We start from the raw sequence: 24914 nt of genomic DNA, 5'->3' as shown, positions 1-24914 counted from the left end.
ATGAGTAATGAAAACCAAAAAAATCATTTAAAAGCATACGGAATTGTTTATTACGCGTTGCAAAACGGGTTAAAAGCAAAATGGTTGTTAAATTACGATGGCGGTGCTTTTTTAATAGAAAACAATGAGTCTGTAGAAAAAGAATGCAAAATACGCGGAGTTTCATATCAAGTAATTTCAGATGCTAAATCAGCATTAATTTTAGAAGAAATTTCATCACCTTCAAAAAATCAAGAAGCAGTAACTTTAGAAAAAGCGCCAAAAATAGCGGTGTATTCACCAAAAGGTAAAATGCCTTGGGATGATGCTGTAACGATGGTACTAGCTTATGCTGAAATTCCGTTTGATGTAATTTATGATGAGGAAGTATTAAACGACAAATTACTATTATATGAATGGTTGCATTTACACCATGAAGATTTTACGGGGCAATATGGTCGTTTTTATGGAGCCTTTAGAACGGCACCTTGGTATATTCAACAAAAAAAAGATGCCGAAGCATTGGCTAAAAAATTAGGTTACACTAAAGTATCAGAAGAAAAAAGAGCGGTAGCAAAAAAGATTAGAGATTACGTAGTTGGTGGCGGGTTTATGTTTGCTATGTGTTCAGCAACCGATAGTTTTGATATTGCTTTGGCTGCTGATGGAGTGGATATTGCAGAAGGAATGTTTGACGGCGATGCTTCAGAACCTAATTATCAATCTAAAATAGATTTTAATAAAACCTTTGCTTTTAAAGATTTCGAGTTGATTCGTAATCCAACAACTTACGAGTTTTCATCTATTGATATGACTCGTAAACGTAGAATTAAAAAAGAGGTTGATTATTTTACATTAGGGGAGTTTTCAGCAAAATGGGATCAAGTACCAACCATGTTAACTCAAAATCACACACAATTGGTAAAAGCATTTATGGGGCAAACAACTTCTTTTGATCGTAGTACTGTAAAATCTACCGTAATGATTTTAGGAGAAAACAAAACAAATGGAGAGGGTAAATATATTCACGGAACTAAAGGAAAAGGTATGTTTACTTTTTATGGAGGTCATGATCCTGAAGATTATCAGCATAGAGTAGGAGATCCGAAAACTGAGTTAGATTTACACCCAACATCGCCAGGGTATCGCTTAATTTTAAATAATGTGCTCTTTCCAGCAGCAAAAAAGAAAAAGCAAAAAACTTAAATAAAGTAATTGGCAATTGTTTTCTAAACAGTTACTTTTGTCGGAACAAAACAAAACAACAATGCCAACAACACAACAGCTTCAAGATTTTACACAACAAGTTCGTAGAGATATCGTAAGAATGGTTCACGCAGTAAATTCAGGGCATCCAGGAGGATCTTTAGGATGTGCAGAGTTTATAACCTGTTTATATCAAGAAATCATGGATTATTCTACTGATTTTAAAATGGATGGGAACAACGAAGATTTATTCTTTTTATCAAATGGACACATATCGCCAGTTTACTATAGCGTTTTAGCACATAGTGGCTTTTTTCCAGTATCAGAATTAGCAACGTTTAGAAAATTAGATTCTCGTTTACAAGGGCATCCAACAACACACGAAAACCTACCAGGTATTCGTATTGCTTCAGGATCTTTAGGACAAGGTATGAGTGTTGCTATTGGTGCTGCTGAAGCAAAAAAGTTAAACGGAGACGATAAAATTGTATATACATTACACGGTGATGGTGAATTACAAGAAGGTCAGAACTGGGAAGCAGCAATGTATGCATCAGGAAAAAAAGTTGATAATATAATTTCAACTATTGATGTAAACGAAAAACAAATTGACGGAACTACAGATCAAGTACTAGCAATGGGAAGCTTAAAAGCAAAGTTTGAAGCTTTTGGTTGGGATGTATTAGAAATAAGAGAAGGAAATAATGTGGAAGCTATTTTAAGCGGAATGGCAGATGCAAAATCTCGTACCGGTAAAGGAAAACCAGTTTGTGTGTTATTATACACTGAAATGGGTAACGGTATCGATTTTATGATGCATACACATGCTTGGCATGGTAAGGCACCAAATGATGAGCAATTAGCTTCTTCATTAGCGCAAAACCCAGAAACATTAGGAGACTATTAAAATAGTTTTACATATAAAATTTAAATCCCGCTGTAAAGCGGGATTTTTTTTATGTTTTTATTCACAAAAAAGCGTAAGTAATACCGTAAATTTACGTCAGTAATCTTACTGTAATAATCAAGCGTAAATATGAGAATAGGAATTGTATGTTATCCTACATTTGGAGGAAGTGGAGTAGTAGCAACTGAGTTAGGTATGGCTTTGGCAGATAAAGGTCACGAAGTACATTTTATAACTTATAATCAACCTGTTCGATTAGATTTTTTTTCACATCGATTACATTTTCATGAAGTTGTAATGGAAGAATATCCATTATTTCAATATCAGCCTTATGAGTTAGCATTGTCTAGCAAAATGGTAGAAGTAGTTGAAAAATATCAACTAGAAGTTTTACATGTGCACTATGCTATTCCGCATGCTTATGCAGCGTATATGGCTAAAAAAATGCTAGAAGATAAAGGTATCAACGTAAAAGTGGTAACTACTTTACATGGTACAGATATTACTTTGGTAGGTAGTCATCCAACCTATAAAACAGCAGTAGAGTTTAGTATTAATAAGTCAGACGAAGTAACAGCGGTTTCTAACAGTTTAAAAGAAGATACGTTGCGATTATTTAATATTGAAAAAGATATAAAAGTAGTTTATAACTTTATTGATGGAGAAAAATACGATAGAGCACATCAAGATGAATGTAAGCGTATTGCTTTGGCTACACCCGAAGAAAAAATTTTAACACATGTTAGTAATTTCCGACCTGTAAAACGTACCGATGATGTAATTAGAATTTTTAATAAAATTCAAAAAGAAGTCCCTTCAAAATTATTAATGGTTGGTGACGGACCGGAACGTTTAAAAGCAGAGAATCTTGCAAGAGAATTAAATATAGAAAGTAAAGTGCTTTTTATAGGTAATAGTAACGAGGTTGCTAAAATATTATGTTATTCTGATCTTTTTTTACTACCATCAGAAACAGAAAGTTTTGGTTTAGCAGCTTTAGAGGCAATGGCAGCCAGTACAGCTGTTATATCTACAAAATGTGGAGGATTACCAGAAGTAAATATTCATGGTAAAACGGGATATTTAAGTAATCTTGGTGATGTTGATGATATGGCGAAAAATGCAATTAAAATTTTAAAAGACGATGTTGTTTTAAATCAATTTAAAGCCAATGCAAAAGAGCATATCAAGCTATTTTCTTTAGAAAAAATATTACCTGTTTATGAATCCATTTATAAAAAATGCTCAAAATAATTCATAAAAAGAGCAACATTAACTTGCTCTTTTTTAAGAATTATAATATTTTAAACTTTCGATAACTAATTGATTCGAAACTTTACAATCGATTTTAAAATCGCCGAAATTGTTTAATAAAATAAAATTGATTTCTCCGCCTATATTTTTCTTGTCATGTTTCATTAATTCCATAATTGAAGAAAAATCTTCTTCTAAAATAGCTATTTTACCATAAATAGCAAGAATAGTATTTTTTACTTCTTGAAGTTTATTCGAAGGAAAATTCAATAATTTAGAAGAAATATAAGCTTCACAAACCATACCGATGGCAATAGCTTCACCGTGTGTTAAATTTTCTTTTTGTTCATTTTCTAAAAAGTAAGATTCAACTCCATGACCAATAGTATGCCCCCAATTTAAAACCTTACGGATGTTTTGCTCTGTAGGATCTTTTAAAACAACTTCATTTTTAATTTCTATAGAACGATGTATTAAATCCACAATATTTAATTCGTTATTATCTTTAATTTCATTAAATAAACGGATGTCATGTGTCATTCCGTATTTAATAATTTCAGCAGTACCAGAGCGAATTTCTCTTGCCGGAAGCGTATGTAAATATTCAGCATCAAGTACCACCATTTCAGGGTTAGCAAATAAACCAATCTGGTTTTTTAAAACCCCTAAATCTACTCCGGTTTTACCACCAACAGAAGCATCAACCATACTTAACAATGTTGTAGGGATATTCACGAAATCGATTCCGCGTTTAAAAGAAGCAGCTACAAATCCGCCTAAATCAGTAATAACACCACCACCTAAAGTAATTAGTAAACTTTTTCTATCAGCACCTAGTTCGGTCATCACGTTCCAAACTCCCACACAAGTTTCAATATTTTTATGAATTTCACCAGCATCAATCTGAATTACTTCAATTTTTTTATCTGTTTCTAATAAAGGTATAAATCGAGGATAACAGTGTGTAAGTGTGTTGTCATCAACCAAAATAAAAATAGACGAGTAGTTGTTATTGCGAATTAAGCTGGCTAATTCGGTATACGCTTTTTCATTAAAATGAATAGAGTATGTTGCTGCTTTAATAGAGGTCATTTTAATATGAATTTTAAAGCGAAAATAAATAGAAAAAATTAAAATATATCATAAGGGTCATTTATATTTGTGATTGAAATGAAATATAACAAGACTTCTATAATGACACTTTTTAACAACACAGCAACGGCTTTTAAATTAAAATCAGATTCAGAGTTAGAGCGCGCATACTTTTTATTTAAAATGATACAAAACCAACCAATGGTACGTATTGGTACAGCGGTAACTAATTTTGCCTTAAAAGCACATTTACCAGTAGAGGGTTTAATCCGTTCTACTGTTTTTGATCATTTTTGTGGTGGCGTAACTGAAGATGATTGTTTGCCGAATATCGAAAAAATGCATGAGAAAGGAAATGTGCATAGTATTTTAGATTATTCGGTAGAAGGAAAAGAAGATGAAGCACAGTTTGATGATGCTTTAGAAATGACGTTGAAAACAATTGATTTTGCTGAAGAAAAAAAATCAATTCCCTATGCGGTATTTAAACCAACAGGTTTTGGACGTTTTGCTTTGTATCAAAAGTTAACAGAAAAAGAAGGACATACTGCAGAAGAAAAAGTAGAATGGGAAAGAGTGGTAGCGCGTTTTCATACTGTGTGTAAAGCGGCAGTAAAAAAGGATGTTCCGTTATTAATTGATGCAGAAGAAAGTTGGATGCAAGAAGCTGCAGACGATTTGATTGAAGAATTAATGGAAACGTACAATAAAGACAAGGCAATTGTTTTTAATACTTTACAAATGTACCGCCATGATCGTATGGGTTATTTACGTGGTTTATATCAAAAAGCACATCAAAAAGGCTATTATATAGGGATGAAAGTGGTGCGAGGTGCTTATATGGAGAAAGAGCGTGAGAGAGCAGAAAACAAAGGATATGCATCTCCTATTTGTGTTGATAAAAATGCTACCGATACGAATTATAACGAAGCTGTTCGCTTTATGATGGAACATAAAAATATGGCAATTTTTGCAGGAACACATAATGAAGACAGCTCTTATTTGTTAATGGATTTAGCCAAAGAATATAATATTAAAGCGGATGATAAGCGTATGTGGTTTGGTCAGTTATATGGGATGAGTGATCATATTAGTTTCAATTTAGCGGCAGAAGGTTATAATGTAGCAAAATATGTTCCGTTTGGCCCTGTACGAGATGTGATGCCTTATTTAATACGTAGAGCAGAAGAAAACACTTCAATAGAAGGACAAACCTCAAGAGAGCTTAATTTATTGAAAACAGAAAGAAAACGTCGTAAGCTATAATGAATACTGTTGACGAAATAAAGGCAGCAATTCAAATAAACAAAAAACGCCTAGCAAAAGAGCTTCAAGAAAGCAAAGAGCTAGTTTTTTTGATAAAGAAATCGATTACCACAAAGTTATCTGATGAAGAAATATCTAAGGTTAAAAAACAAACCTTAGATATTTGTAAAGCAATTCCTGCATTTGCAGTATTTATGCTGCCAGGAGGCGCATTATTATTGCCGTTGTTAATAAAATTAATACCAGATATACTACCAAGTGCCTTTAGAGAAGACGATAAAGCTTTAGACGAAGAAAAATAATTCATCAAGATTTATATAGTATTCATTTTTAATACACTACTTTTGCAGCTTTAAAAAACGAGCAAGAATGCAACCAATTAGAAACATCGCTATTATAGCACACGTTGATCACGGTAAGACTACCTTGGTAGATAAAATTATAGATCAAGCAAAAGTTTTAGACGATCGTAAAGAACGTACTGATTTATTGTTAGATAATAACGACTTAGAACGTGAAAGAGGAATTACAATTCTTTCTAAAAACGTATCAGTAAACTATAAAAACACAAAAATCAATGTAATTGATACACCAGGTCACGCCGATTTTGGAGGTGAAGTAGAACGTGTATTAAAAATGGCTGATGGTGTTTTATTATTAGTTGATGCATTTGAAGGGCCAATGCCACAAACTCGTTTTGTATTAGGTAAAGCTTTAGAATTAGGATTAACACCTATCGTAGTTGTTAACAAAGTAGATAAAGAAAACTGTACTCCTGACATCGTTCATGAAAAAGTTTTTGATTTAATGTTTGCTTTAGAAGCTACTGAAGAGCAGTTAGATTTTACTACCATTTACGGTTCTGCAAAGAACAATTGGATGAGTACTGACTGGAAAAACGAAACTGATAATATTGTACCTTTATTAGATGCTGTATTAGAATCTATTCCAGAAACTAAATACAACGAAGGAACTCCACAAATGCAAATTACTTCTTTGGATTTTTCTTCTTTTACAGGAAGAATTGCTATTGGACGTGTATTTAGAGGAGATTTAGAAGCTGGTAAAGATTACATGTTATGTAAAGCTGACGGTACAACTAAAAAAGTAAGAATTAAAGAACTACACGTATTCGAAGGAATGGGTAAAGTTCAAGTAGATAAAGTTCCTTGTGGAGATATTTGTGCTATTACAGGTATTGACGGATTTGAAATTGGTGACACTATTGCTGATTTAGAAAACCCAGAAGCATTACCAAGAACAGAAATTGACCAACCTACCATGAGTATGTTGTTTACAATTAACAATTCTCCTTTCTTTGGTAAAGAAGGTAAATTTGTAACATCTCGTCATATTCGTGATCGTCTGTTTAAAGAATTAGAAAAGAATTTAGCTTTAAAAGTTGAAACTACAGATTCTGAAGACAAGTTTAACGTATTTGGTCGTGGTGTATTACACTTATCTGTATTGATTGAAACAATGCGTCGTGAAGGATATGAATTACAAGTGGGAAGACCACAAGTAATTATTAAAATGATTGATGGTAAGAAACATGAGCCAATGGAAACATTGTCTATCGATGTACCAGAAGATGTAGCTTCTAAAGCTGTAAACTTAGTCTCTTTACGTAAAGGAGACTTAATGATTATGGAGCCTAAAGGAGATTTACAGCACCTAGAATTTACAATACCTTCTCGTGGATTAATTGGTTTAAGAAATAAAATTTTAACAGCAACAGCTGGTCAAGCAATTATTAACCACAGATTTAGTGAATATGGTCCTTATAAAGGAGACTTTACTGAAGAAGTAAAAGGAGCTATCGTTTCTGCTGCAACTGGTAAAGCTACTGCATATGCATTAAACCGTTTACAAGATAGAGGTAAGTTTTTTATTGATGTTAATCAAGAAATTTATATCGGTCAAGTAATTGGAGAAAACTCTAAGTCAGACGATATGGCTGTGAACTTAATTAAAGGAAAGCAATTAACAAACATGCGTAAATCGGGTACAGATGACGCTATGAAAATTGCTCCGAAAATTGATTTTTCTTTAGAAGAAAATATGGAATATATTAAAGCTGATGAGTATTTAGAAGTTACTCCAGAAAGTTTACGTATGCGTAAAATTGTTTTTAAGGCATAACTCTTAAAATCTATATAAAATAAAAAGCTCAAGTTGTAAACTTGAGCTTTTTTTTATGATTTAATTTAATGTTGCTATTCTATGGATTGTGCATTAATTTCTTCAGTTATTTTTAAATTAAAACAAACAAGTTTATAGCTTTTACGATTTTATAATCATTCAAACGCTTAAAAAATATTCTAAAAAAAAAGATGTTTTTATTTTAATAGTCTAATAAATATATGAAAACGGCTATATTTGTGTAACTTGTATATATTTAACTATTATATTAAGTTTTTTAGTTGGATTTAGGGAGTGACCTTGAATTTGTACATTAAATGAACAAAAAAGCAGCATGTTATTTTAAATTCTAACGAAAATACCACAAAAACAATTCAATCATTAGATGAATTAGTTACCGCACTTTCAGAAGGAGAGAGGACGACCTTCAATCACATAATACATTCAGTAAAATTACCGATAAAAACTTTTGAAGACTATATTTCATGGTCTGAAGAGTGTTATACTCGAAATTGTATTGTTAATAACGAAAAGTTTGAATTGATCTTACTTTGTTGGGAACAAGGACAAATAACTCCAATTCATGATCATGGTGGTGAGGAATGTTGGGTGAAAGTTATTGAAGGAGAGTTTCGAGAAACTATTTATAAAGAAGATGAAATAGGCGGACTTACTTTTGTTAAATCATCTGTTTCAAAAGAAAATGCTGTAACTTATATGAAAGATTTTATGGGTTTTCATAGTTTGGAGAATTTATCAAAAAAAAGAAGTATGTCACTTCATTTATACGCAAAACCTATTCGAAAGTGCAGAGCATTTGACGAGAAAACAAAAACGTTTGTAGATAGAATGTTAACTTATTGTACGACTGTATAATTATAATCAATTTTTAAAAAGTAGCATAAAATGTCTGATATAAGTAAAGATTTAGCTTTATTTAATGAACTCGTGGAGGGGTTAATTAAAGAAGAAGAAAAAAATCCTGTAGCAGAAAGAATAGATTCGAATAAATTATATGAGTCTATTGATCTCTCGCTAAATGAGTCAGCAATGATTGATGATAAGTTTAAAATATTGCTCCGAGATGTACTTATTTCGACTCCCAAAACAGCAACAAACTTATTTTTTAACCAACTTTTTGGCGGAAGACAAAGCAAAGCTGTTTTAGGTGATTTATTAGCTGTGATGTTAAATAACAGCATGTACACATACAAAGTTGCAGGACCTCAAGTAGGAATAGAACAAGAAATTATTAGACAATCTTGCGACTTGGTTGGGTATGGGTCTCAAAGTAACGGAACATTTCCAACAGGTGGATCCATGAGTAATTACATGGCTTTGGTTATGGCTAGAGACGCCAAAGATCCTATGTGCAGGTTAGATGGAATGTCGAAACCAATGATTATTTATACTTCTAAAGAATCACATTATTCGAATGCTAAAAATGCAAGTTTTGCAGGAATAGGAAGAAAAAATATCCGTTATATTAAAACGGATGCTAAGGGAAGAATGATTCCGGAACTATTAGAAGCACAAGTTATTGAAGATCTTAATAATGGATTTATTCCAACATATGTAAATGCAACTTCCGGAACCACCGTTTTAGGAGCTTTTGATCCGATAGATAAAATTGCAGACATCACAGATAAGTATAATATATGGCTTCATGTAGACGGTGCGTATTGTGGAAGTGTAATTTTTAGTGCTACCTATAAACACCTTATAAAAGGAGTTGAGAGATCAAACTCATTTAGTTATAATGCCCATAAAATGATTGGAACGCCAATGACGTGTTCAATTATTTTAGTAAATGATAAAAAACAACTGCACGATTCGTTTAGTAATGAAGCTGATTATTTGTATCAAACAGATGGTGACGATTTTAACTTAGGAAAAACTTCTTTTCAATGCGGAAGAAGAAATGATGCCTTAAAATTTTGGACATTATGGAAATCTGTAGGAACATTTGGATTGCGTAAAATTGTAGAGCAACAATTTGATTTAGCAAAAATTGCTTTAAATTATATTAAAAATAATTCCGATTATACAGTTTATAGTTTTGATAATTCTATTTCTATATGTTTCAATTATAAAAATATTGATCCAATAGCGCTTTGTACAGCTTTGTACGAAGATCAAATTACTGTTGTAGGATTCGGATCTTTTGAAGAAGATACTTTTATTAGATTGGTAACAATTAATGCAAATAATGAGGAAACTGATATCTTGAATTTCTTTAAAATATTAGAAGAATTTGTAGAAAGAACACCGAGTTTAACAAAAGGAATAGAATAGATTCTTTAAAAATTGGTAAAAGAAAGTCTACTGTTTTTCTTTTATAAGAAGATAAGTCATTTTAAAAAAAGAATTCAATTTATACTGATATTTAAAACAGTAAACCACCTCTAGAGGTGGTTTACTGTTTTAAAAAACTTGTTGTTGTGTGTTTATGGAAAGAAATAAAAAACTACCATAGCAAATGTAGGGGGGATACTGCTTTTGGTAGTTTTAAAATTATGCATTATTAATTAAAAGGGATTAATCAATAAAAAGGAGTTTAATTAATTAGGGGATTAATTAAGGAAGTTATTCGTTAGGGGGAATTAATAACTTCGGTACAAATATATGAGGATAAAAGAGGGGTAAATTGATTGTAGTAATTTTGATGTATATTTTATAGCCATTGATCAAAAAAAAATAAAAAAACTGTTTATTGTAGTATAAAAGTCTATAAATGAATGTTGTTTTCTGTTTTAGAAAATTGAAGTGATTATTTTTATTGTTGAATTTAAATTTATTCTATAAAAGTAATATATCAAAAAAGAAATTATCATCCTCTTTAAAGCTGATTTTAGTTATTTTAAAAGTTTGTTGATTTTTTTTAGGAAAGAAAAAAACTATCAAAACATATATAGGGGAATAGTGTTTTGATAGTTTTTGAGATGTACATTATTAATTAAAAGGGGGTATTAATAATCATGGCTTTAATTAATAGGGGGATTAATTAAGAAAGTCATTAGTTAAGGGGATAATTAATAACTTCTTTACAAATATATTCGAATAAAGAGTGTGTAAAGTTTTTGTAGTAATTTTGATGTGTATTTTTATTTACATATGTTAATAAAAAGCAGCGACTTTTTGTTTGAATAAAAAGATGTTTGTTTAGGATTGATATAGAACAGTAAATGTGTTTTAAAAGTGTTAATTTATTGTTTTTTAGTTGTTTGTGTTTGTGCTTTGCCAGTGGTTTTATTTTTTTTAGTTAAGTAGAATAATGCTTTTTTTAGTTTTAAGGCATTAATTATTTTATATATTTATTTTAGCTCTCTTTTTTTCAATCTTTTAAAAAAGATGTTTTTTTGTTTTATGTAGTATATTTGACGTATATTTAAGATGTTATTTAATGAAAAGTGACATTTAATTTCAGTGCGGGGGCATTGTGTAGTATTGATGAAGTATATAATGAGAGTTCTTTTTAAGAGTAAAATGAGTTTTAGGATCATAATTTTTTTGTTGTTTACTATAAGTATGAGTGGACAACAAAAAGAAAGTGTTTCAAAAAAAGAATATAAAGAAATAATTGTTAAAGGTTTTTATACATTTCAAAATGATGAAAAACCACAACTTTTAGATAGTTTATTATCAATTATTAAACTTAATAAATTTACAATTAAGGAAGATTCTATTAATAGTAAGATCTTATACTTAAAAGGTGTTAATAATCTGGAATTAAATAGGTTTAAAAAAGCGGAAGATTTATTTATTAAGTCATTTGAATTAGCAGAAAAAACAAACGATACGTTCTTAAAAGGATCCATATATAATTCTAGAGGAATAATTATTTCAAAGGCATACGGAAATTATGTTAAATCAGAAGAATATTTTAAAAAAGCAGTAGCTAATTATAATGAAATTGACAATTTATCGCAATTAATAGATGCGTATTATAACTTAACTATAAACGCAAGAAAACAATTGAAGTGGCAAGAGTCTATAACTTATGCAAAAGGTTTTTTAAAGTTCATAGTAAAAGACGGAAAAAGAATAGATGGTGTAGGTAAGATGTATTATTTTATTGCTGACAATTATTTTGAGCTTAAAAAAAATGAAGAGGCTTTAATAAATTTAAAAAAAGCAAAAAGTTTAACAATTAAAACAGATAGTGAACTTTACAGTTTAATTAACGCTTCGTATGCAAAGTATTACGAAAGTAAAGGTGATTTTACCTTAGCGATACAAAAATATAAGGAGGTTAATAAAAATTTAGAAGAAACAATTATTAACGACGAAAAAAGAATTAAGGCTTCTTTTGTAAAGGAGTTAGAGTTAGAAAGTGAATTAAAGGACAAGCAAAACCTTATAATTAACAACCAAGAAACGAAACTTATTGTAAGTGGAATAACCGCTGTTTTTTTTATAGCATTAACTATATTTTTTATTTTTCTAGGTAGAAAAAACAAAAATAAAAATAAACAAATTAAAAATTTAAATACCGATTTAAAACAGTTAATTTCTGAGTTAAAAATAAATAATGAAGATTTAAGGGATAAAAAAAATGAAATACAAACTCTTTTAAACTTAAATGAACAAACATTGTTTTCACGCGTATTAAAAATAACAACCTATAACGATACTATTAAGAAAATAAGCGATGATATAGAAAGCTATACAGAACAGAATTCAGAGACGTCTAGTTATTTAATAACCGTAAATAAAAAGTTATTGAGTTTAATTTCTGAAGAAGAATTATGGGATGATTTTAAAGTCCAGTTTGAAAAAATAAGACCTGAGTTTTTTAGTAAATTAAAAAAAATAGCTCCTAGTTTATCTGTTAATGATTTAAAGCATTGTACTTATATTGTTTCTAATTTAAAGAGTAAGGATGTATCTCAGCTAATAAATGTATCTCCTAGAAGCGTTGAAACAACAAGGTATAGGATAAAGAAAAAAATGGGATTAGAAAAAGAGGATAATTTACACGACTTACTAAGTAATTTGTAAATTTTATTTTTTTTGAAATAAATTTTATTATTTAAATTATAAGTAGCATATTTGCATCATCAATAAGAATAATAATGAATTTTAATCAATTACATCATCACCATCATCATATTTGCACTCAAGCGAACTGAAGATGTATTGAATAAAATCAAAAATATATTTTAAACCCGTTTGAGTAAATCAAACGGGTTTTTTATTTCCAAAAAGGAAATTATCTCCAAGCTAAGATTTACTCAAATAAATTAACAAACAAAATGAGTAAATTAAGAATAGCAATTCAAAAATCAGGAAGACTAAATCAAGATTCATTACAACTTTTAAAAGATTGTGGTATTTCTATTGATAATGGTAAAGACCAGTTAAAAGCTTCTGCAAGTAACTTTCCATTAGAAGTTTTTTATTTACGTAACGGAGATATTCCTCAGTACTTAAGAGACGGAGTCGTTGATATTGCTATTATTGGCGAAAATGTATTGATAGAAAAAGGAAATGATTTAGAATTTGTAGAACGTTTAGGATTTTCTAAATGCAAGGTTTCTATCGCGGTTCCTAAAGAATCTGGTGCAAACTCTTTAAAGGATTTAAACGGAAAAAGAATTGCAACTTCATATCCAGAAACGGTAAAGAAATATTTAGCTAAAAATAAAATAGACGCACAATTGCACATCATTAATGGTTCTGTTGAAATTGCACCAAATATAGGCTTGGCAGACGGAATTTGTGATATCGTTTCAAGCGGATCTACTTTATTTAAAAATGGTTTAAAAGAAATTGAAGTATTATTAACTTCAGAAGCCGTTTTAGCTAATTCACCATTAATTTCTGAAGAAAGAAAAGCTATTTTAAATAAATTACAATTCAGAATTCAATCGGTTTTAAAAGGAAAGCGTTCTAAATATGTCTTGTTAAATGCGCCTAATGATAAATTAGAAAAAATTATCGATATCTTACCAGGAATGAGAAGTCCAACAGTTTTACCATTAGCTGAAGAAGGATGGAGTTCTGTGCACTCAGTATTAGATAAAGATGAGTTTTGGGATATTATAGATGAACTAAAACTTAATGGAGCAGAAGGAATTTTAGTGTGTCCTATAGAGAAAATGGTTGTTTAAAAATTAAGGGAGATGAGAGCAGTAGAATTAAATAAAGATAATTGGGAGTCATTATTAAAAAGACCCACAAAATCTGTTGAAGATATAGCACAAACTGTAGATGATATTTTCAAAGAAGTTAAAGAGTCAGGCGATATTGCAGTAAAAAAGTATACAGCCCTTTTTGACAGTGTAAATTTAGATACATTAGAAGTTAGTTTAGAAGAGATTAAAAATGCCGAAAACTTAGTTTCTAAAGAATTAAAAAATGCTATTCAACAAGCAAAGGCAAATATTGAAGTTTTTCATGCTGCTCAAAAAACCGAAAAAGTTGCGATAGAAACAACAAAAGGAGTGCAATGTTGGCAAGAAAAAAGACCTATTGAAAAAGTAGGTTTGTACATTCCTGGCGGAACTGCTCCGTTATTTTCTACCGTTTTAATGTTAGCAACACCAGCTAATATTGCGGGTTGTAAAGAAATTATTTTATGTTCTCCTCCGGATAAAAAAGGAGAAATTAACCCTGCAATTTTATACACGGCAGCACTTTGTGGTGTAACTAAAATATATAAAGTTGGTGGTATACAAGCTATTGCTAGTTTTACATTTGGTACAGAAACGATATCAAAAGTATCTAAAGTTTTTGGTCCAGGAAACCAATATGTAACGGTAGCAAAACAATTGGCAACGCAATACGGAATTGCAATTGATATGCCAGCTGGTCCTAGTGAATTATTAGTAATGGCAGATGACTCTGCTAATCCAGCATTTGTAGCATCCGATTTATTAAGCCAAGCAGAACACGGAGCTGATAGTCAGGTTGTTTTAGTGTCAGATTCATTAGATTTAATTGCCGAAGTATCAAAAGAAATAGACGCTCAACTTCTTAACTTATCTAGAAAAGAAATTACTGAAAAAGCATTAAAAAACACAAAGGTTGTTTTAATTAAAGATGAGTATGAAGCAATTAATTTTGTAAATGATTATGCTCCTGAACATTTAATTATAGTAACTAAAAATGATGACTTTTTTATAGATAAAATAGCCAATGCAGGTTCGGTATTTATAGGAAAATACACTCCAGAAAGTGCTGGTGATTATGCTTCAGGAACGAATCATACCTTGCCAACAAACGGATTTGCAAAAGCATATTCAGGTGTTAATTTAGATAGCTTTACGAAAAGTATTACGTTTCAAAAAATATCTAAAGAAGGAATACAAAATATTGGTCAAACGATTGAAATAATGGCAGAAGCTGAAGGATTACAGGCTCATAAAAATGCTGTTACATTAAGATTAAAAGAGATTGAAAATGTTTAGTTTAGAAAAAATAGTTCGCAAGAATATTCAAAAGTTAAAAGCATATTCATCAGCAAGAGATGAGTTTAAAGGAACTGCGGAAGTTTATTTAGATGCTAATGAAAATCCGTTTGGAACTTTAAATAGGTATCCAGATCCGAAGCAAACAAAAATTAAAGAACGATTATCAACTATAAAAAACGTTGAGAATAATCAGATTTTTATAGGAAACGGAAGTGATGAAGTAATCGATTTAGCATTCAGAATTTTCTGTGAACCAGGTAAAGATAAAGCGTTAACTTTTTCACCTACTTACGGTATGTACGATGTGTCGGCAAGTATTAATGATGTTGAGTTAATTAAGCAACCTTTGGTAAATGATTTTCAAATAAGTTTAAATCAGTTACAGCCATATTTAGATATGGAGGATGTAAAAATTATATTTATTTGTTCGCCAAACAATCCAACAGGAAATTGTTTTGAAGATGAAACGATTCAGTATATTCTTGATAATTTTAACGGAATGGTAATTATTGATGAAGCTTATATCGATTTTAGTACAAGAGCATCGTATGCAACACAATTGGCTAATTATCCGAACTTAATTGTAAGTCAAACTTTTAGTAAAGCATGGGGATTGGCAGGAGCAAGGGTAGGAGTTGCCTATGCAAATTCTAACGTTATAGATTTGTATAATAAAGTAAAGCCACCTTATAATGTAAGTACTTTAAATCAAGAAGCAATTATTGCTTCATTAGATAATATTTCTTTGTTCGAAACGAATAAAAATACAATCATTAACGAAAAAGATCGGTTAATGAATGAGTTTGAGAATATAAAACTGATTAAAAAAATATATCCAACGGAAGCTAATTTTATTTTAATAGAAGTAACCGATGCAAATACAGTTTATAATACATTGGTAGTTAAAAAAATAATTACACGTAACAGAAATAGTTTAGTAAACAATTGTTTACGAATTACCGTTGGTAGTAAAGAAGAAAACACACAACTAATTACAGCATTAAAATCAATCGTATAAAATAGCTATAATATTCAGAACGTCATTCCGAATTCATTTCGGAATTTCATCAAGTAAATGACTATGGAAATGAGAACCTGAAATGAATTCAGGTTGACGAACGAAATTAAAAATAAGAACATGAAAAAAGTATTATTTATAGATAGAGACGGAACTTTAATTAAAGAACCTGCAGATGAACAAACAGATTCATTCGAAAAATTAGAATTTTATCCAAAGGTATTTCAAGGATTAAGTAAAATTGCAAATGAGTTAGATTTCGAGTTGGTTTTAGTAACCAATCAAGATGGTTTAGGGACCGAAGTGTATCCTGAAAATAGTTTTTGGCCTGTGCACAATTTTGTAATGAAAACCTTAAAAGACGAAGGAATTGTTTTTGCTGAAGAAATTATTGATATCACTTTTGCAAAAGATAATCAGCCAACAAGAAAGCCAAATACAGGTTTATTAACCAAGTTTTTTTCTGAAGAATATGATTTAGCAAACTCATTTGTAATCGGAGATCGTTTAACGGATATTGAATTGGCAAAAAACTTAGGATCAAAAGGAATTTACATCAATGATGAAACTTTTTTAGGAACCGATGAAATTACGGTAAAAAGAAGTGATTTAGACGAATTTATTGCTTTAGAAAGTAGTGATTGGAATGCTATTTATGAGTTTTTAAAATTAGAAGAAAGAACCGATGGTATTGTTAGAAATACGAACGAAACCAAAATTGATATTCAATTAAACCTAGACGGAACAGGAAAAAGTAATATTAGTACAGGAATTGATTTTTTCGATCATATGTTAGATCAAATTGCACGTCATGGGCAAATGGATTTAGATATTCAGGTTAAAGGAGATTTAGAAGTTGATGAGCACCATACTATTGAAGATACTGCTATTGCGTTAGGAGAAGTTTTTAATAAAGCATTAGGGAATAAATTAGGAATAGAGCGTTACGGGTTTTGTTTGCCAATGGATGATTGTTTAGCGCAAGTAGCTATTGATTTTGGAGGTAGAAATTGGTTAGTTTGGGAAGCAGATTTTAAAAGAGAAATGGTAGGTAAAATGCCAACAGAAATGTTTTTCCACTTTTTTAAATCATTTACAGATGGAGCAAAATGTAACTTAAATATTAAAGCAGAAGGAACAAACGAGCATCACAAAATAGAGGCAATTTTTAAAGCATTTGCAAAAGCGATAAAAGTAGCTGTAAAGAGAGATACTAGTAAAATGATTTTACCATCAACCAAAGGAACGCTATAGATAATTATAAGTTTTATGTAGTTCTATTGTGATTTTTTTGTCATTTCGAGTAAAATTGGTTGTAGCGAAGCGGAAATTAATTTTGTATCGAGAAATTGTTATCATTACAATAATTACAAATCATAATTGAAGCCTCATAATTAAAAATTAATATATGATTGCAATTATAAAATACAATGCCGGTAATATACGATCGGTTCAAAATACACTTAACCGTTTAGGTTATGAAAGTATAATAACTGATAATCCAACAGAAATACTACAAGCTGATAAAGTAATATTTCCGGGTGTTGGTGAAGCAAGTTCGGCAATGGCTTATTTAAAAGAACGTAAATTAGACGAACTTTTAGTATCTCTTACTCAGCCAGTATTGGGTATTTGCTTAGGTTTACAATTAATGTGTACATCATCAGAAGAAGGTAACACAACATGTTTAGGTATTTTTGATACGGTAACAAAACAGTTTCCTCCTTTAATGAAAGTACCACACATGGGATGGAATAACTTTTCAGAAATAAAATCATCAAAAATAGTAGAGAATTTAGCTATTAATGAAGATGTATATTATGTACACGGTTATTATGCAGAAGTTTGTGAAAATACTATTGCAACTTGTGATTATATAAAACCATTTAGTTCGATTATGCAAAAAGATAATTTTTATGCCATGCAATTTCATCCAGAAAAATCAGCAAGTATCGGTGAAAAATTATTAAAAAACTTTTTAGAATTATAAAATTAAGAAAATGAGAATTATACCTGCCATAGATATTATTGACGGAAAATGTGTACGCTTAACAAAAGGTGATTATGCAACCAAAAAAATATATAACGAAAATCCTGTTGAAGTAGCGAAGGAATTTGAAGATAGCGGAATCGAATATTTACATTTAGTAGATTTAGATGGTGCTAAATCGCAACACATTGTAAATTACAAAGTGTTACAAGAAATAGCGGCTAAAACAAATTTAAAAATCGATTTCGGTGGTGGATTAAAATCAGATGAAGATTTACGTATTGCTTTCGATAACGGCGCAAGTCAGATAACAGGAGGAAGTATTGCTGTTAAAAATCCGGAGGTTTTTACAGGATGGTTAACAGAATATGGTAGCGATAAAATTATTTTAGGTGCCGATTGTATCAATCGTAAAATTGCTACACACGGATGGTTAGAAACATCAGAAGTAGAGGTGATTGATTTTATCATAAAATATGAGAAATTAGGAATTAAAAATACTATTTGTACAGATGTTGCTAAAGACGGAATGCTACAAGGAGCATCTGTTGAGTTGTATCAAGAAATATTAAGTAAAAGTGGCGTTAACTTAATAGCAAGTGGAGGTGTTGCTAATATTGATGATTTAATACGACTTAAAGAAATAGGTTGTGAAGGTACAATTTTAGGTAAAGCGATTTATGAAAATAGAATTTCGTTAAAGCAATTAGAAAATTTTATAATAAAATAATACATCATTACTAGAAAGAATAAAGAAGTGATCTTTTAAAGGTTTCTTTTGATTTTTAAAATGATGATAACTATTAAATATGTTAAAAAAAAGAATAATACCTTGTTTAGATATCAAAAATGGGCGCACCGTAAAAGGTGTTAATTTTATTGATATTAAAGATGCAGGTGATCCGATTGAATTAGCAAAGCAATATGTAAAAGATGGTGCTGATGAGTTGGTGTTTTTAGATATTACTGCAACGCTCGAAAACAGAAAAACGTTGGTTGAGTTAGTAGAGAAGATTGCACAAGAAATAAATATTCCCTTTACTGTTGGCGGAGGAATAAGTACGGTTGATGACGCTTTGGCTTTGATAAAAGCAGGTGCAGATAAAGTAAGTATCAATTCATCGGCAGTTAAAAATCCGCAGTTAATAACCGATTTAAAAAATCGTTTTGGAAGTCAGTTTGTAGTAGTTGCTATTGATACCAAAAATGTAGCTAATAATTGGAAAGTATTTACAAAAGGAGGAACTCATGAAACTGAGTTAGAAACCGTTGCTTGGGCTAAGGAAGTTGAAAAATTAGGGGCAGGTGAAATTTTATTAACATCAATGAATAACGACGGAACAAAAGCAGGTTTTGCGCTAGATATAACAAATGATGTTAGTAAAGCCATAAATATACCTGTAATAGCATCAGGCGGAGCCGGTAAGGAAGTCCATTTTAAAGAGGTGTTTACAAAAACAGAAGCGAGTGCAGGTTTGGCAGCCAGTATTTTTCATTTCGCTGAAATACCAGTGCCAAAGCTTAAAGAATATTTAAAAGAACAAAATATACCAGTACGATGAATATAGATTTTACAAAAGGAGACGGGTTAGTTCCTGTAATAATTCAGAATAATACCACATTACAAGTATTAATGTTAGGGTATATGAACGAAGAAGCTTTCTTAAAAACAAAGAAAGAAAATAAAGTAACTTTTTTTAGTAGAAGTAAAAATAGGTTATGGACAAAAGGTGAAGAGTCTGGTAACTTTTTAGAGGTGAACGATATTAAAATCGATTGTGATAACGATACTATTTTAATAAAAGTAATGCCAGCAGGTCCAACTTGTCATAAAGGAACTACTTCTTGTTTTGCGGAAGAAACTCCAAAAGGATTTTTATATGAATTAGAGCGAATTGTTAGCGATCGTATAGATACTGATCATCCAACTTCATATACAAATAAACTATTTAAACGAGGAATTAATAAAGTAGCTCAAAAAGTAGGGGAAGAAGCGGTGGAATTGGTTATAGAAGCAAAAGATAATGATGCCGATTTATTTAAAAACGAAGCTGCCGATTTGTTTTATCATATAGTAATACTCCTAAAAGCAAAAGGATTTACGTTAAGTGAAATTGAGGCTGTTTTAAAAGAAAGAAACTAATTGTTTTATAGTATTTTTGCAAAATGAATGAATTTCAACAATTAAGAGATACGTTAAACGAAAGTGTTTTAGAATCTAAATTTGTAAAACTAACTTTAAGTAAACCTATCAAAAAAAGTGATGGATTACCAAACGTGTATGTTCGTTTAGTAACTATTAAAGGAGCAGAAATGTTACAGTTTACCTATCATTATACAACAAATGATAAGGTTAAAAATTATACGATTACTGAAGCACTATCGGAATTAGAAATCTTATTGATGGATAATTTTAGAGCAGCAACTTTATTTACGTTAGCCAAGGATTTGTTGGTTTTTATTTCAAAAAAGAAAAAGGTTTCTTATCGTGAAAATACTGCAAGTTTTAAAAATAAATTACCTGTAACACACGATAAACCTAAAGAACGGTTAGCGGAAGCAGGAAGTTATTTACACCATTTAGGAATTACAGATAAAGAAGGTAAGGTTATTCATAAAATGGCGGATAAATACCGTCAAATTAATAAATATTTAGAGATTATTGAAGGTTTATTAAAATCTACCAAATTACCAAAACATATTAATATTGTTGATATGGGATCGGGTAAAGGTTATTTAACATTTGCTTTGTATGATTATTTAGTAAATCAAAAAAAATACAGCGCTACAGTTACCGGTATTGAATTGCGTAAAGAATTGGTGGATTATTGTAACGATGTTGCCGAAAAATCTGAATTTAAAAAATTATCGTTTGTAGCACAGCCAATTCAGGAATATGATAATAATAAAATTGATATTTTAATTGCTTTACATGCTTGTGATACCGCAACAGACGATGCCATTTACAAAGGTTTATCAGCTAAAGCTGAATTAATTATTTGTGCACCATGTTGTCATAAACAAATTCGCCAGCAAGTAAAAGGAAAAGAGCAGGAGAGTCCGCTTTTAAAATACGGAATCTTTAAAGAGCGCCAATTCGAAATGGTTACCGATACGATTCGTGCGCTTATTTTAGAAAAAAGCAATTACAATACGAAAGTATTTGAATTTATAAGCAACGAACACACACGTAAAAATGTAATGTTAGTGGCAAGTAAATCATCTAAAAAGAATGATGTTTCTAAAATTGATAATAAAATAGCAGGTTTAAAAGAGGCATATGCAATTGAAAAGCATTATTTAGAAACACTTATATAAGCGTATTTTGACTGCTTAATGTTTTTATAAGAACCTGAATTTATTTCAGGTTTTCGAGGCAATTTAGTGTTGCTTTTTAGGATGTGATACTGAAACAAGTTCAGTATGACGACTATGTTTTTTTTATGTAGATTTTACGTCAACCTAAATTTATTTCAGGTTTTCGAGGCAATTTAGTGTTGCTTTTTAGGATGTGATACTGAAACAAGTTCAGTATGACGATTTGATATATTTTATGAGAAAATCACCATTATTGGTGATTTTTTTGTTTTTAAAAACTTTGCAGGTTTTAATAAAATGACTAGAAATATAGAAATTAGCTATAACTTAATAAATAGGTTAGCCCCGATTGTAGCATTTGTTTGAGCTCCTCGCAGAGAGCGAGTGCGAAAAGCGGGAAATAGCTTCTAAAAAAGATATTTTAATCCACTTTTATAAATTATGATTATAGTATTTTTACTTTTCAAACTTTGATGATATGAAAAACTCCAAATTATTAATTATTGCAGCATTTTTTTCGATATATATTATATGGGGATCTACTTATTTATTTAATAAAATTGCGGTAACCGAATTGTCTCCTTTATTTTTGGCTTCTATTCGATTTTTAGTGGCTGGTGTGTTGATTATGATCATTGCTACATTGTTAAGAATATCAATAAAAATTACCAAAACTCAACTTTTAAATTCAGCAATAGCAGGTTTTTTATTTTTAGTATATGGAAACGGAGTTTTTGTATGGGCTTTAAAATATGTTGATACAGGTTTTGCGGCATTATTAGCATCAACACAACCATTGTTTGTACTTTTTTTATTGCGTTTAATAGATGGTAAGAAAATGCAACGAAAATCAATAATCGGAGTGTTATTTGGTTTAGCGGGAATGTATTTATTGGTAAGTCAGAAAGAAATTACAACTTCTGAAGGTGGTGTTTTAGGTATTTTTATGATCTTAACCTGTGTGTTAAGTTGGAGTTACGGAAGTGTTTTTGTATCGAAAGCAGATTTACCTAAAAATTACTTGGTTGCTACGGGATATCAAATGTTAATAGCAGGATTTATATTAGCAACATCAAGTTTAATTTTTAAAGAGACTTGGGTTTCGCCGTTAAATTGGGCTTCTAAAACACAAGGAGCAATGTTGTTCTTGATTATTTTTGGAGGTATTGTTGCTTTTACAGCATTTAATTATCTTTTAAAATCGGTGTCGCCAGAAAAAGTAGCAACATCAGCTTATGTAAACCCTATAATAGCCTTGTTTTTAGGCTGGAGTTTGTTAGATGAACAACTTACCAAACAATCGGTAATAGCATCTGTAATTTTACTAACGGGTGTTTATTTTATAACTTCAAGAAAAAGATCGGTAAAAACGGTTGCAAGAAAGGGATCGTAAATTAAATTCCAGTAAATGTATTACAATAGAGCCAAACTCATGAAAAATTGTTAAGCCAGCTTCTTTTTTTCCTAAACTTTTAGGGGAGAAAAGAATATTGAATTTTAGTTTATCATCTGTTAGATAGGTGCCTTCTGCAATTCCCTGAATTGTAAATTCACTAGCATTTTTTCCTCGGATTTTTATATCGGTAACTTTTATTTTATAAGGACAGGTATTATAAATTTCGAATTCGATAATTTTAGTTGTAAAAACAGCTGTTTCTAAGATATTGTAACCTTGTGATATTTTATCGAATTCTAAACACGATACACTTTTAATTTCATCTTCAACACATGAAGAAAATGCGAAAATAAAAAGTAGTGAAAGGGCAAATGATACGCTTTTTATTATTCTCATAATTTTATTTTTCTAGTTGATATCAAAAACCCCACCAAACAACAAAAAATTTCATGATTTTACCATTCGGATGTTTTATCCAGCACAAAGGTGCTCTTTTTTCTTCTAGAAAAGAGTTAGCTTTTTCAGTATAGAGATTAAAATTTAGCCAGTTAATGTTGGTATGTGGTGTTACTAGCCAATCGTGTTTATTCGGAATGTGAAATTTACATTCTTTATATTGTTCGAGTTCTTTTAACGTTGTATAAAACCCAATAATACAGGCATTATTAATTAGAGGAAACTTGTTGCCATATTCTTTTAACGGAATAAATAGTTGGGCTTTAAAATAGAGTTGTTGATCAATTTCTTCAGTAATTAAATTTAGTTCATTTAAATAAGTAGCACATTGTTTAGAGTAGAGAAGCGGTAACTGTTTTTCTTTAAGCTTGGTTAGTTTTTGTACTAAAGAATCTTTTCTGTTTGGCCCTATCCAATGTTCAATTTCTGTATTTCCAACAGTATTGTCGTATAAATAAAATTTGTAAACAATTTCTACATGTATTGGTTTTTCATTTTTATATAAAATACAATCTAACTCGCCTAAAGTTAATTTTTCTTGTTGAATTTGAATATTTTCTACAATAATTTTAATTGATGGATCTTGTTGTAATTCATAAGAAACAAAGCGTTCTACTAATTTCCCTAAACGTAAATTTTGAATAATTACTGCGTTAAAAATAGTAGTTTTACTAGTGTTTTTCTCAAATTGCTGAAAACCAAAAACACCTTTTCCATGCCATAGAAAAGGTGTTTGTAAAAAGCCTTCGTATTGTAATTGTAAGTCTTTCGATTTTTTATCCATTAAAAAGAAATAGGATTATTCTTAATTTTATTAGCAATAAGAAAGCCTATCCCAGCACCAATTAAGATTCCAGAAATTAAATCAATAATTTCATTTTTTAGCATCAATTGTATTATGATTCCAATAAATATTAATGCGAGTCCTGTGATTTCTTTTTTGTTCATACTCGTTAAAGCTAGCTAATTATTCTTTGATACCTAATTTATCCATAACTAATTGAGTGATATCAAAATTTTCATCAACATAACCAAATTCATTTCCATCAGTAGTTAAAATTTGAGTATAGCCGTTTGCTTTAGCAACTTCGCTAATAACTTCTCTTAGTTTTTTATATAATGGACGCATAAATTCATCACGACGTAACTGCATCATTGTAGTTCCGTTTTTACGAAATTTACCCATTTCTTGTTCCATTTTTTGAAGTTCAGTAATTCTAGATTTTTTATCATCAGCAGTCATTATTTTTTCTTCAGCCTTAAAAGAATCAACCTTGCTTTTGTAATCTGTAACCTGTATACTAAAAGAAGAATCTAATTTTTTACTATAATTATCAATTCTTTCTAATACAGCTTTCATTTGAGGCATTTTGCCTATAATTAATTCGCTATTTACGGTGCCTAATTTAGTTTGAGAAAAAGATACCGTTGATAAAAGAATTATTGCTAAAAATATAATTTTTGACTTCATGTTT

24 protein-coding genes are annotated in these 24914 nt (G+C 30.2%); 19 read left to right on the top strand and 5 right to left on the bottom strand.

The features are described from left to right. The 3 genes from N2251_RS01370 (at nt 1) to bshA (ending at nt 3346) form a co-directional block, all read left to right on the top strand. Nucleotides 1-1185, top strand: a complete 1185-nt coding sequence (locus tag N2251_RS01370; RefSeq protein WP_376740995.1) for an asparagine synthetase B — start codon at nt 1-3, stop codon at nt 1183-1185. Between the two features lie 61 nt (nt 1186-1246). Continuing rightward, nucleotides 1247-2092: a transketolase gene (locus tag N2251_RS01365; RefSeq protein ID WP_260584887.1), complete on the top strand. Its 846-nt coding sequence runs from the start codon at nt 1247-1249 to the stop codon at nt 2090-2092. A 129-nt stretch (nt 2093-2221) separates the two neighbouring features. Continuing rightward, a complete protein-coding gene (bshA, locus tag N2251_RS01360; protein ID WP_260584886.1) occupies nt 2222-3346 on the top strand; it encodes an N-acetyl-alpha-D-glucosaminyl L-malate synthase BshA in 1125 nt (374 codons plus the stop codon). A gap of 33 nt (nt 3347-3379) precedes the next feature. Here bshA and aroB read toward each other — a convergent pair whose 3' ends face one another. After that, nucleotides 3380-4438 (bottom strand): 3-dehydroquinate synthase, encoded by a 1059-nt coding sequence (gene aroB / locus N2251_RS01355; RefSeq protein WP_260584885.1) that lies wholly within the window; start codon nt 4436-4438, stop codon nt 3380-3382. Between the two features lie 102 nt (nt 4439-4540). Here aroB and N2251_RS01350 point away from each other — a divergent pair, with 102 nt between their 5' ends. From N2251_RS01350 to N2251_RS01275, 16 genes are all read left to right on the top strand, one after another. Next, complete coding sequence (locus tag N2251_RS01350; protein WP_260584911.1) at nt 4541-5704, top strand: proline dehydrogenase family protein; 1164 nt, start codon at nt 4541-4543, stop codon at nt 5702-5704. Then, nucleotides 5704-6006, top strand: coding sequence for an LETM1 domain-containing protein (locus N2251_RS01345; protein WP_260584884.1), 303 nt, complete (start codon nt 5704-5706; stop codon nt 6004-6006). Before N2251_RS01350 ends, N2251_RS01345 begins: the two co-directional genes overlap by 1 nt. A gap of 67 nt (nt 6007-6073) precedes the next feature. After that, nucleotides 6074-7846, top strand: a complete 1773-nt coding sequence (gene typA, locus N2251_RS01340; RefSeq protein WP_260584883.1) for a translational GTPase TypA — start codon at nt 6074-6076, stop codon at nt 7844-7846. Between the two features lie 339 nt (nt 7847-8185). Then, on the top strand, nt 8186-8722 hold the full coding sequence (locus tag N2251_RS01335; protein WP_312025076.1) for a cysteine dioxygenase: 537 nt from the start codon (nt 8186-8188) through the stop codon (nt 8720-8722). Nucleotides 8723-8752: 30 nt separating this feature from the next. Further along, nucleotides 8753-10141 (top strand): pyridoxal phosphate-dependent decarboxylase family protein, encoded by a 1389-nt coding sequence (locus N2251_RS01330; protein WP_260584882.1) that lies wholly within the window; start codon nt 8753-8755, stop codon nt 10139-10141. Between the two features lie 1233 nt (nt 10142-11374). Beyond that, nucleotides 11375-12847: a tetratricopeptide repeat protein gene (locus tag N2251_RS01325; protein ID WP_260584881.1), complete on the top strand. Its 1473-nt coding sequence runs from the start codon at nt 11375-11377 to the stop codon at nt 12845-12847. Nucleotides 12848-13101: 254 nt separating this feature from the next. After that, nucleotides 13102-13959: an ATP phosphoribosyltransferase gene (gene hisG, locus N2251_RS01320; RefSeq protein WP_260584880.1), complete on the top strand. Its 858-nt coding sequence runs from the start codon at nt 13102-13104 to the stop codon at nt 13957-13959. Between the two features lie 12 nt (nt 13960-13971). Beyond that, nucleotides 13972-15258 (top strand): histidinol dehydrogenase, encoded by a 1287-nt coding sequence (gene hisD, locus N2251_RS01315; RefSeq protein WP_260584879.1) that lies wholly within the window; start codon nt 13972-13974, stop codon nt 15256-15258. Beyond that, on the top strand, nt 15251-16279 hold the full coding sequence (hisC, locus tag N2251_RS01310) for a histidinol-phosphate transaminase (RefSeq protein WP_260584878.1): 1029 nt from the start codon (nt 15251-15253) through the stop codon (nt 16277-16279). Before hisD ends, hisC begins: the two co-directional genes overlap by 8 nt. 120 nt (nt 16280-16399) lie before the next feature. Continuing rightward, nucleotides 16400-17533, top strand: coding sequence for a bifunctional histidinol-phosphatase/imidazoleglycerol-phosphate dehydratase HisB (gene hisB / locus N2251_RS01305; RefSeq protein ID WP_218772327.1), 1134 nt, complete (start codon nt 16400-16402; stop codon nt 17531-17533). A 154-nt stretch (nt 17534-17687) separates the two neighbouring features. After that, nucleotides 17688-18269: an imidazole glycerol phosphate synthase subunit HisH gene (gene hisH / locus N2251_RS01300; protein WP_260584877.1), complete on the top strand. Its 582-nt coding sequence runs from the start codon at nt 17688-17690 to the stop codon at nt 18267-18269. A 10-nt stretch (nt 18270-18279) separates the two neighbouring features. Beyond that, on the top strand, nt 18280-18999 hold the full coding sequence (gene hisA, locus N2251_RS01295) for a 1-(5-phosphoribosyl)-5-[(5-phosphoribosylamino)methylideneamino]imidazole-4-carboxamide isomerase (protein WP_260584876.1): 720 nt from the start codon (nt 18280-18282) through the stop codon (nt 18997-18999). 79 nt (nt 19000-19078) lie between these two features. Then, nucleotides 19079-19831, top strand: coding sequence for an imidazole glycerol phosphate synthase subunit HisF (gene hisF / locus N2251_RS01290; protein WP_260584875.1), 753 nt, complete (start codon nt 19079-19081; stop codon nt 19829-19831). Next, nucleotides 19828-20412: a bifunctional phosphoribosyl-AMP cyclohydrolase/phosphoribosyl-ATP diphosphatase HisIE gene (hisIE, locus tag N2251_RS01285; protein ID WP_260584874.1), complete on the top strand. Its 585-nt coding sequence runs from the start codon at nt 19828-19830 to the stop codon at nt 20410-20412. Before hisF ends, hisIE begins: the two co-directional genes overlap by 4 nt. 23 nt (nt 20413-20435) lie before the next feature. Continuing rightward, nucleotides 20436-21587 carry a class I SAM-dependent methyltransferase gene (locus tag N2251_RS01280; protein WP_260584873.1) on the top strand — a complete coding sequence of 384 codons (1152 nt, stop codon included), beginning with the start codon at nt 20436-20438 and terminating at the stop codon, nt 21585-21587. 478 nt (nt 21588-22065) lie between these two features. Beyond that, nucleotides 22066-22980 carry an EamA family transporter gene (locus N2251_RS01275; RefSeq protein ID WP_260584872.1) on the top strand — a complete coding sequence of 305 codons (915 nt, stop codon included), beginning with the start codon at nt 22066-22068 and terminating at the stop codon, nt 22978-22980. Here the strand turns inward: N2251_RS01275 and N2251_RS01270 are convergent. The 4 genes from N2251_RS01270 to N2251_RS01255 are packed head-to-tail and all read right to left on the bottom strand — an operon-like array spanning nt 22936 to nt 24910. Further along, the gene (locus N2251_RS01270; protein ID WP_260584871.1) at nt 22936-23379 is read right to left on the bottom strand and encodes a hypothetical protein; all 444 of its coding nucleotides are present in this window, start codon (nt 23377-23379) and stop codon (nt 22936-22938) included. The two genes, N2251_RS01275 and N2251_RS01270, sit on opposite strands and share 45 nt — an antisense overlap. A 22-nt stretch (nt 23380-23401) precedes the next feature. Next, nucleotides 23402-24223: a DUF1853 family protein gene (locus N2251_RS01265; protein ID WP_260584870.1), complete on the bottom strand. Its 822-nt coding sequence runs from the start codon at nt 24221-24223 to the stop codon at nt 23402-23404. Further along, nucleotides 24223-24387 carry a hypothetical protein gene (locus N2251_RS01260; RefSeq protein WP_260584869.1) on the bottom strand — a complete coding sequence of 55 codons (165 nt, stop codon included), beginning with the start codon at nt 24385-24387 and terminating at the stop codon, nt 24223-24225. The genes N2251_RS01265 and N2251_RS01260 overlap by 1 nt, the downstream gene beginning before the upstream one ends. 19 nt (nt 24388-24406) lie before the next feature. Then, nucleotides 24407-24910 (bottom strand): OmpH/Skp family outer membrane protein, encoded by a 504-nt coding sequence (locus tag N2251_RS01255; protein ID WP_260584868.1) that lies wholly within the window; start codon nt 24908-24910, stop codon nt 24407-24409. Nucleotides 24911-24914: the final 4 nt, after the last annotated feature.

It is taken from the genome of Tenacibaculum haliotis (assembly GCF_025215075.1).
Taxonomy (GTDB): domain Bacteria; phylum Bacteroidota; class Bacteroidia; order Flavobacteriales; family Flavobacteriaceae; genus Polaribacter; species Polaribacter haliotis_B.
Note: the sequence above shows the minus strand (reverse complement) of the source record. Positions and strands in the feature narration are given on the sequence as shown.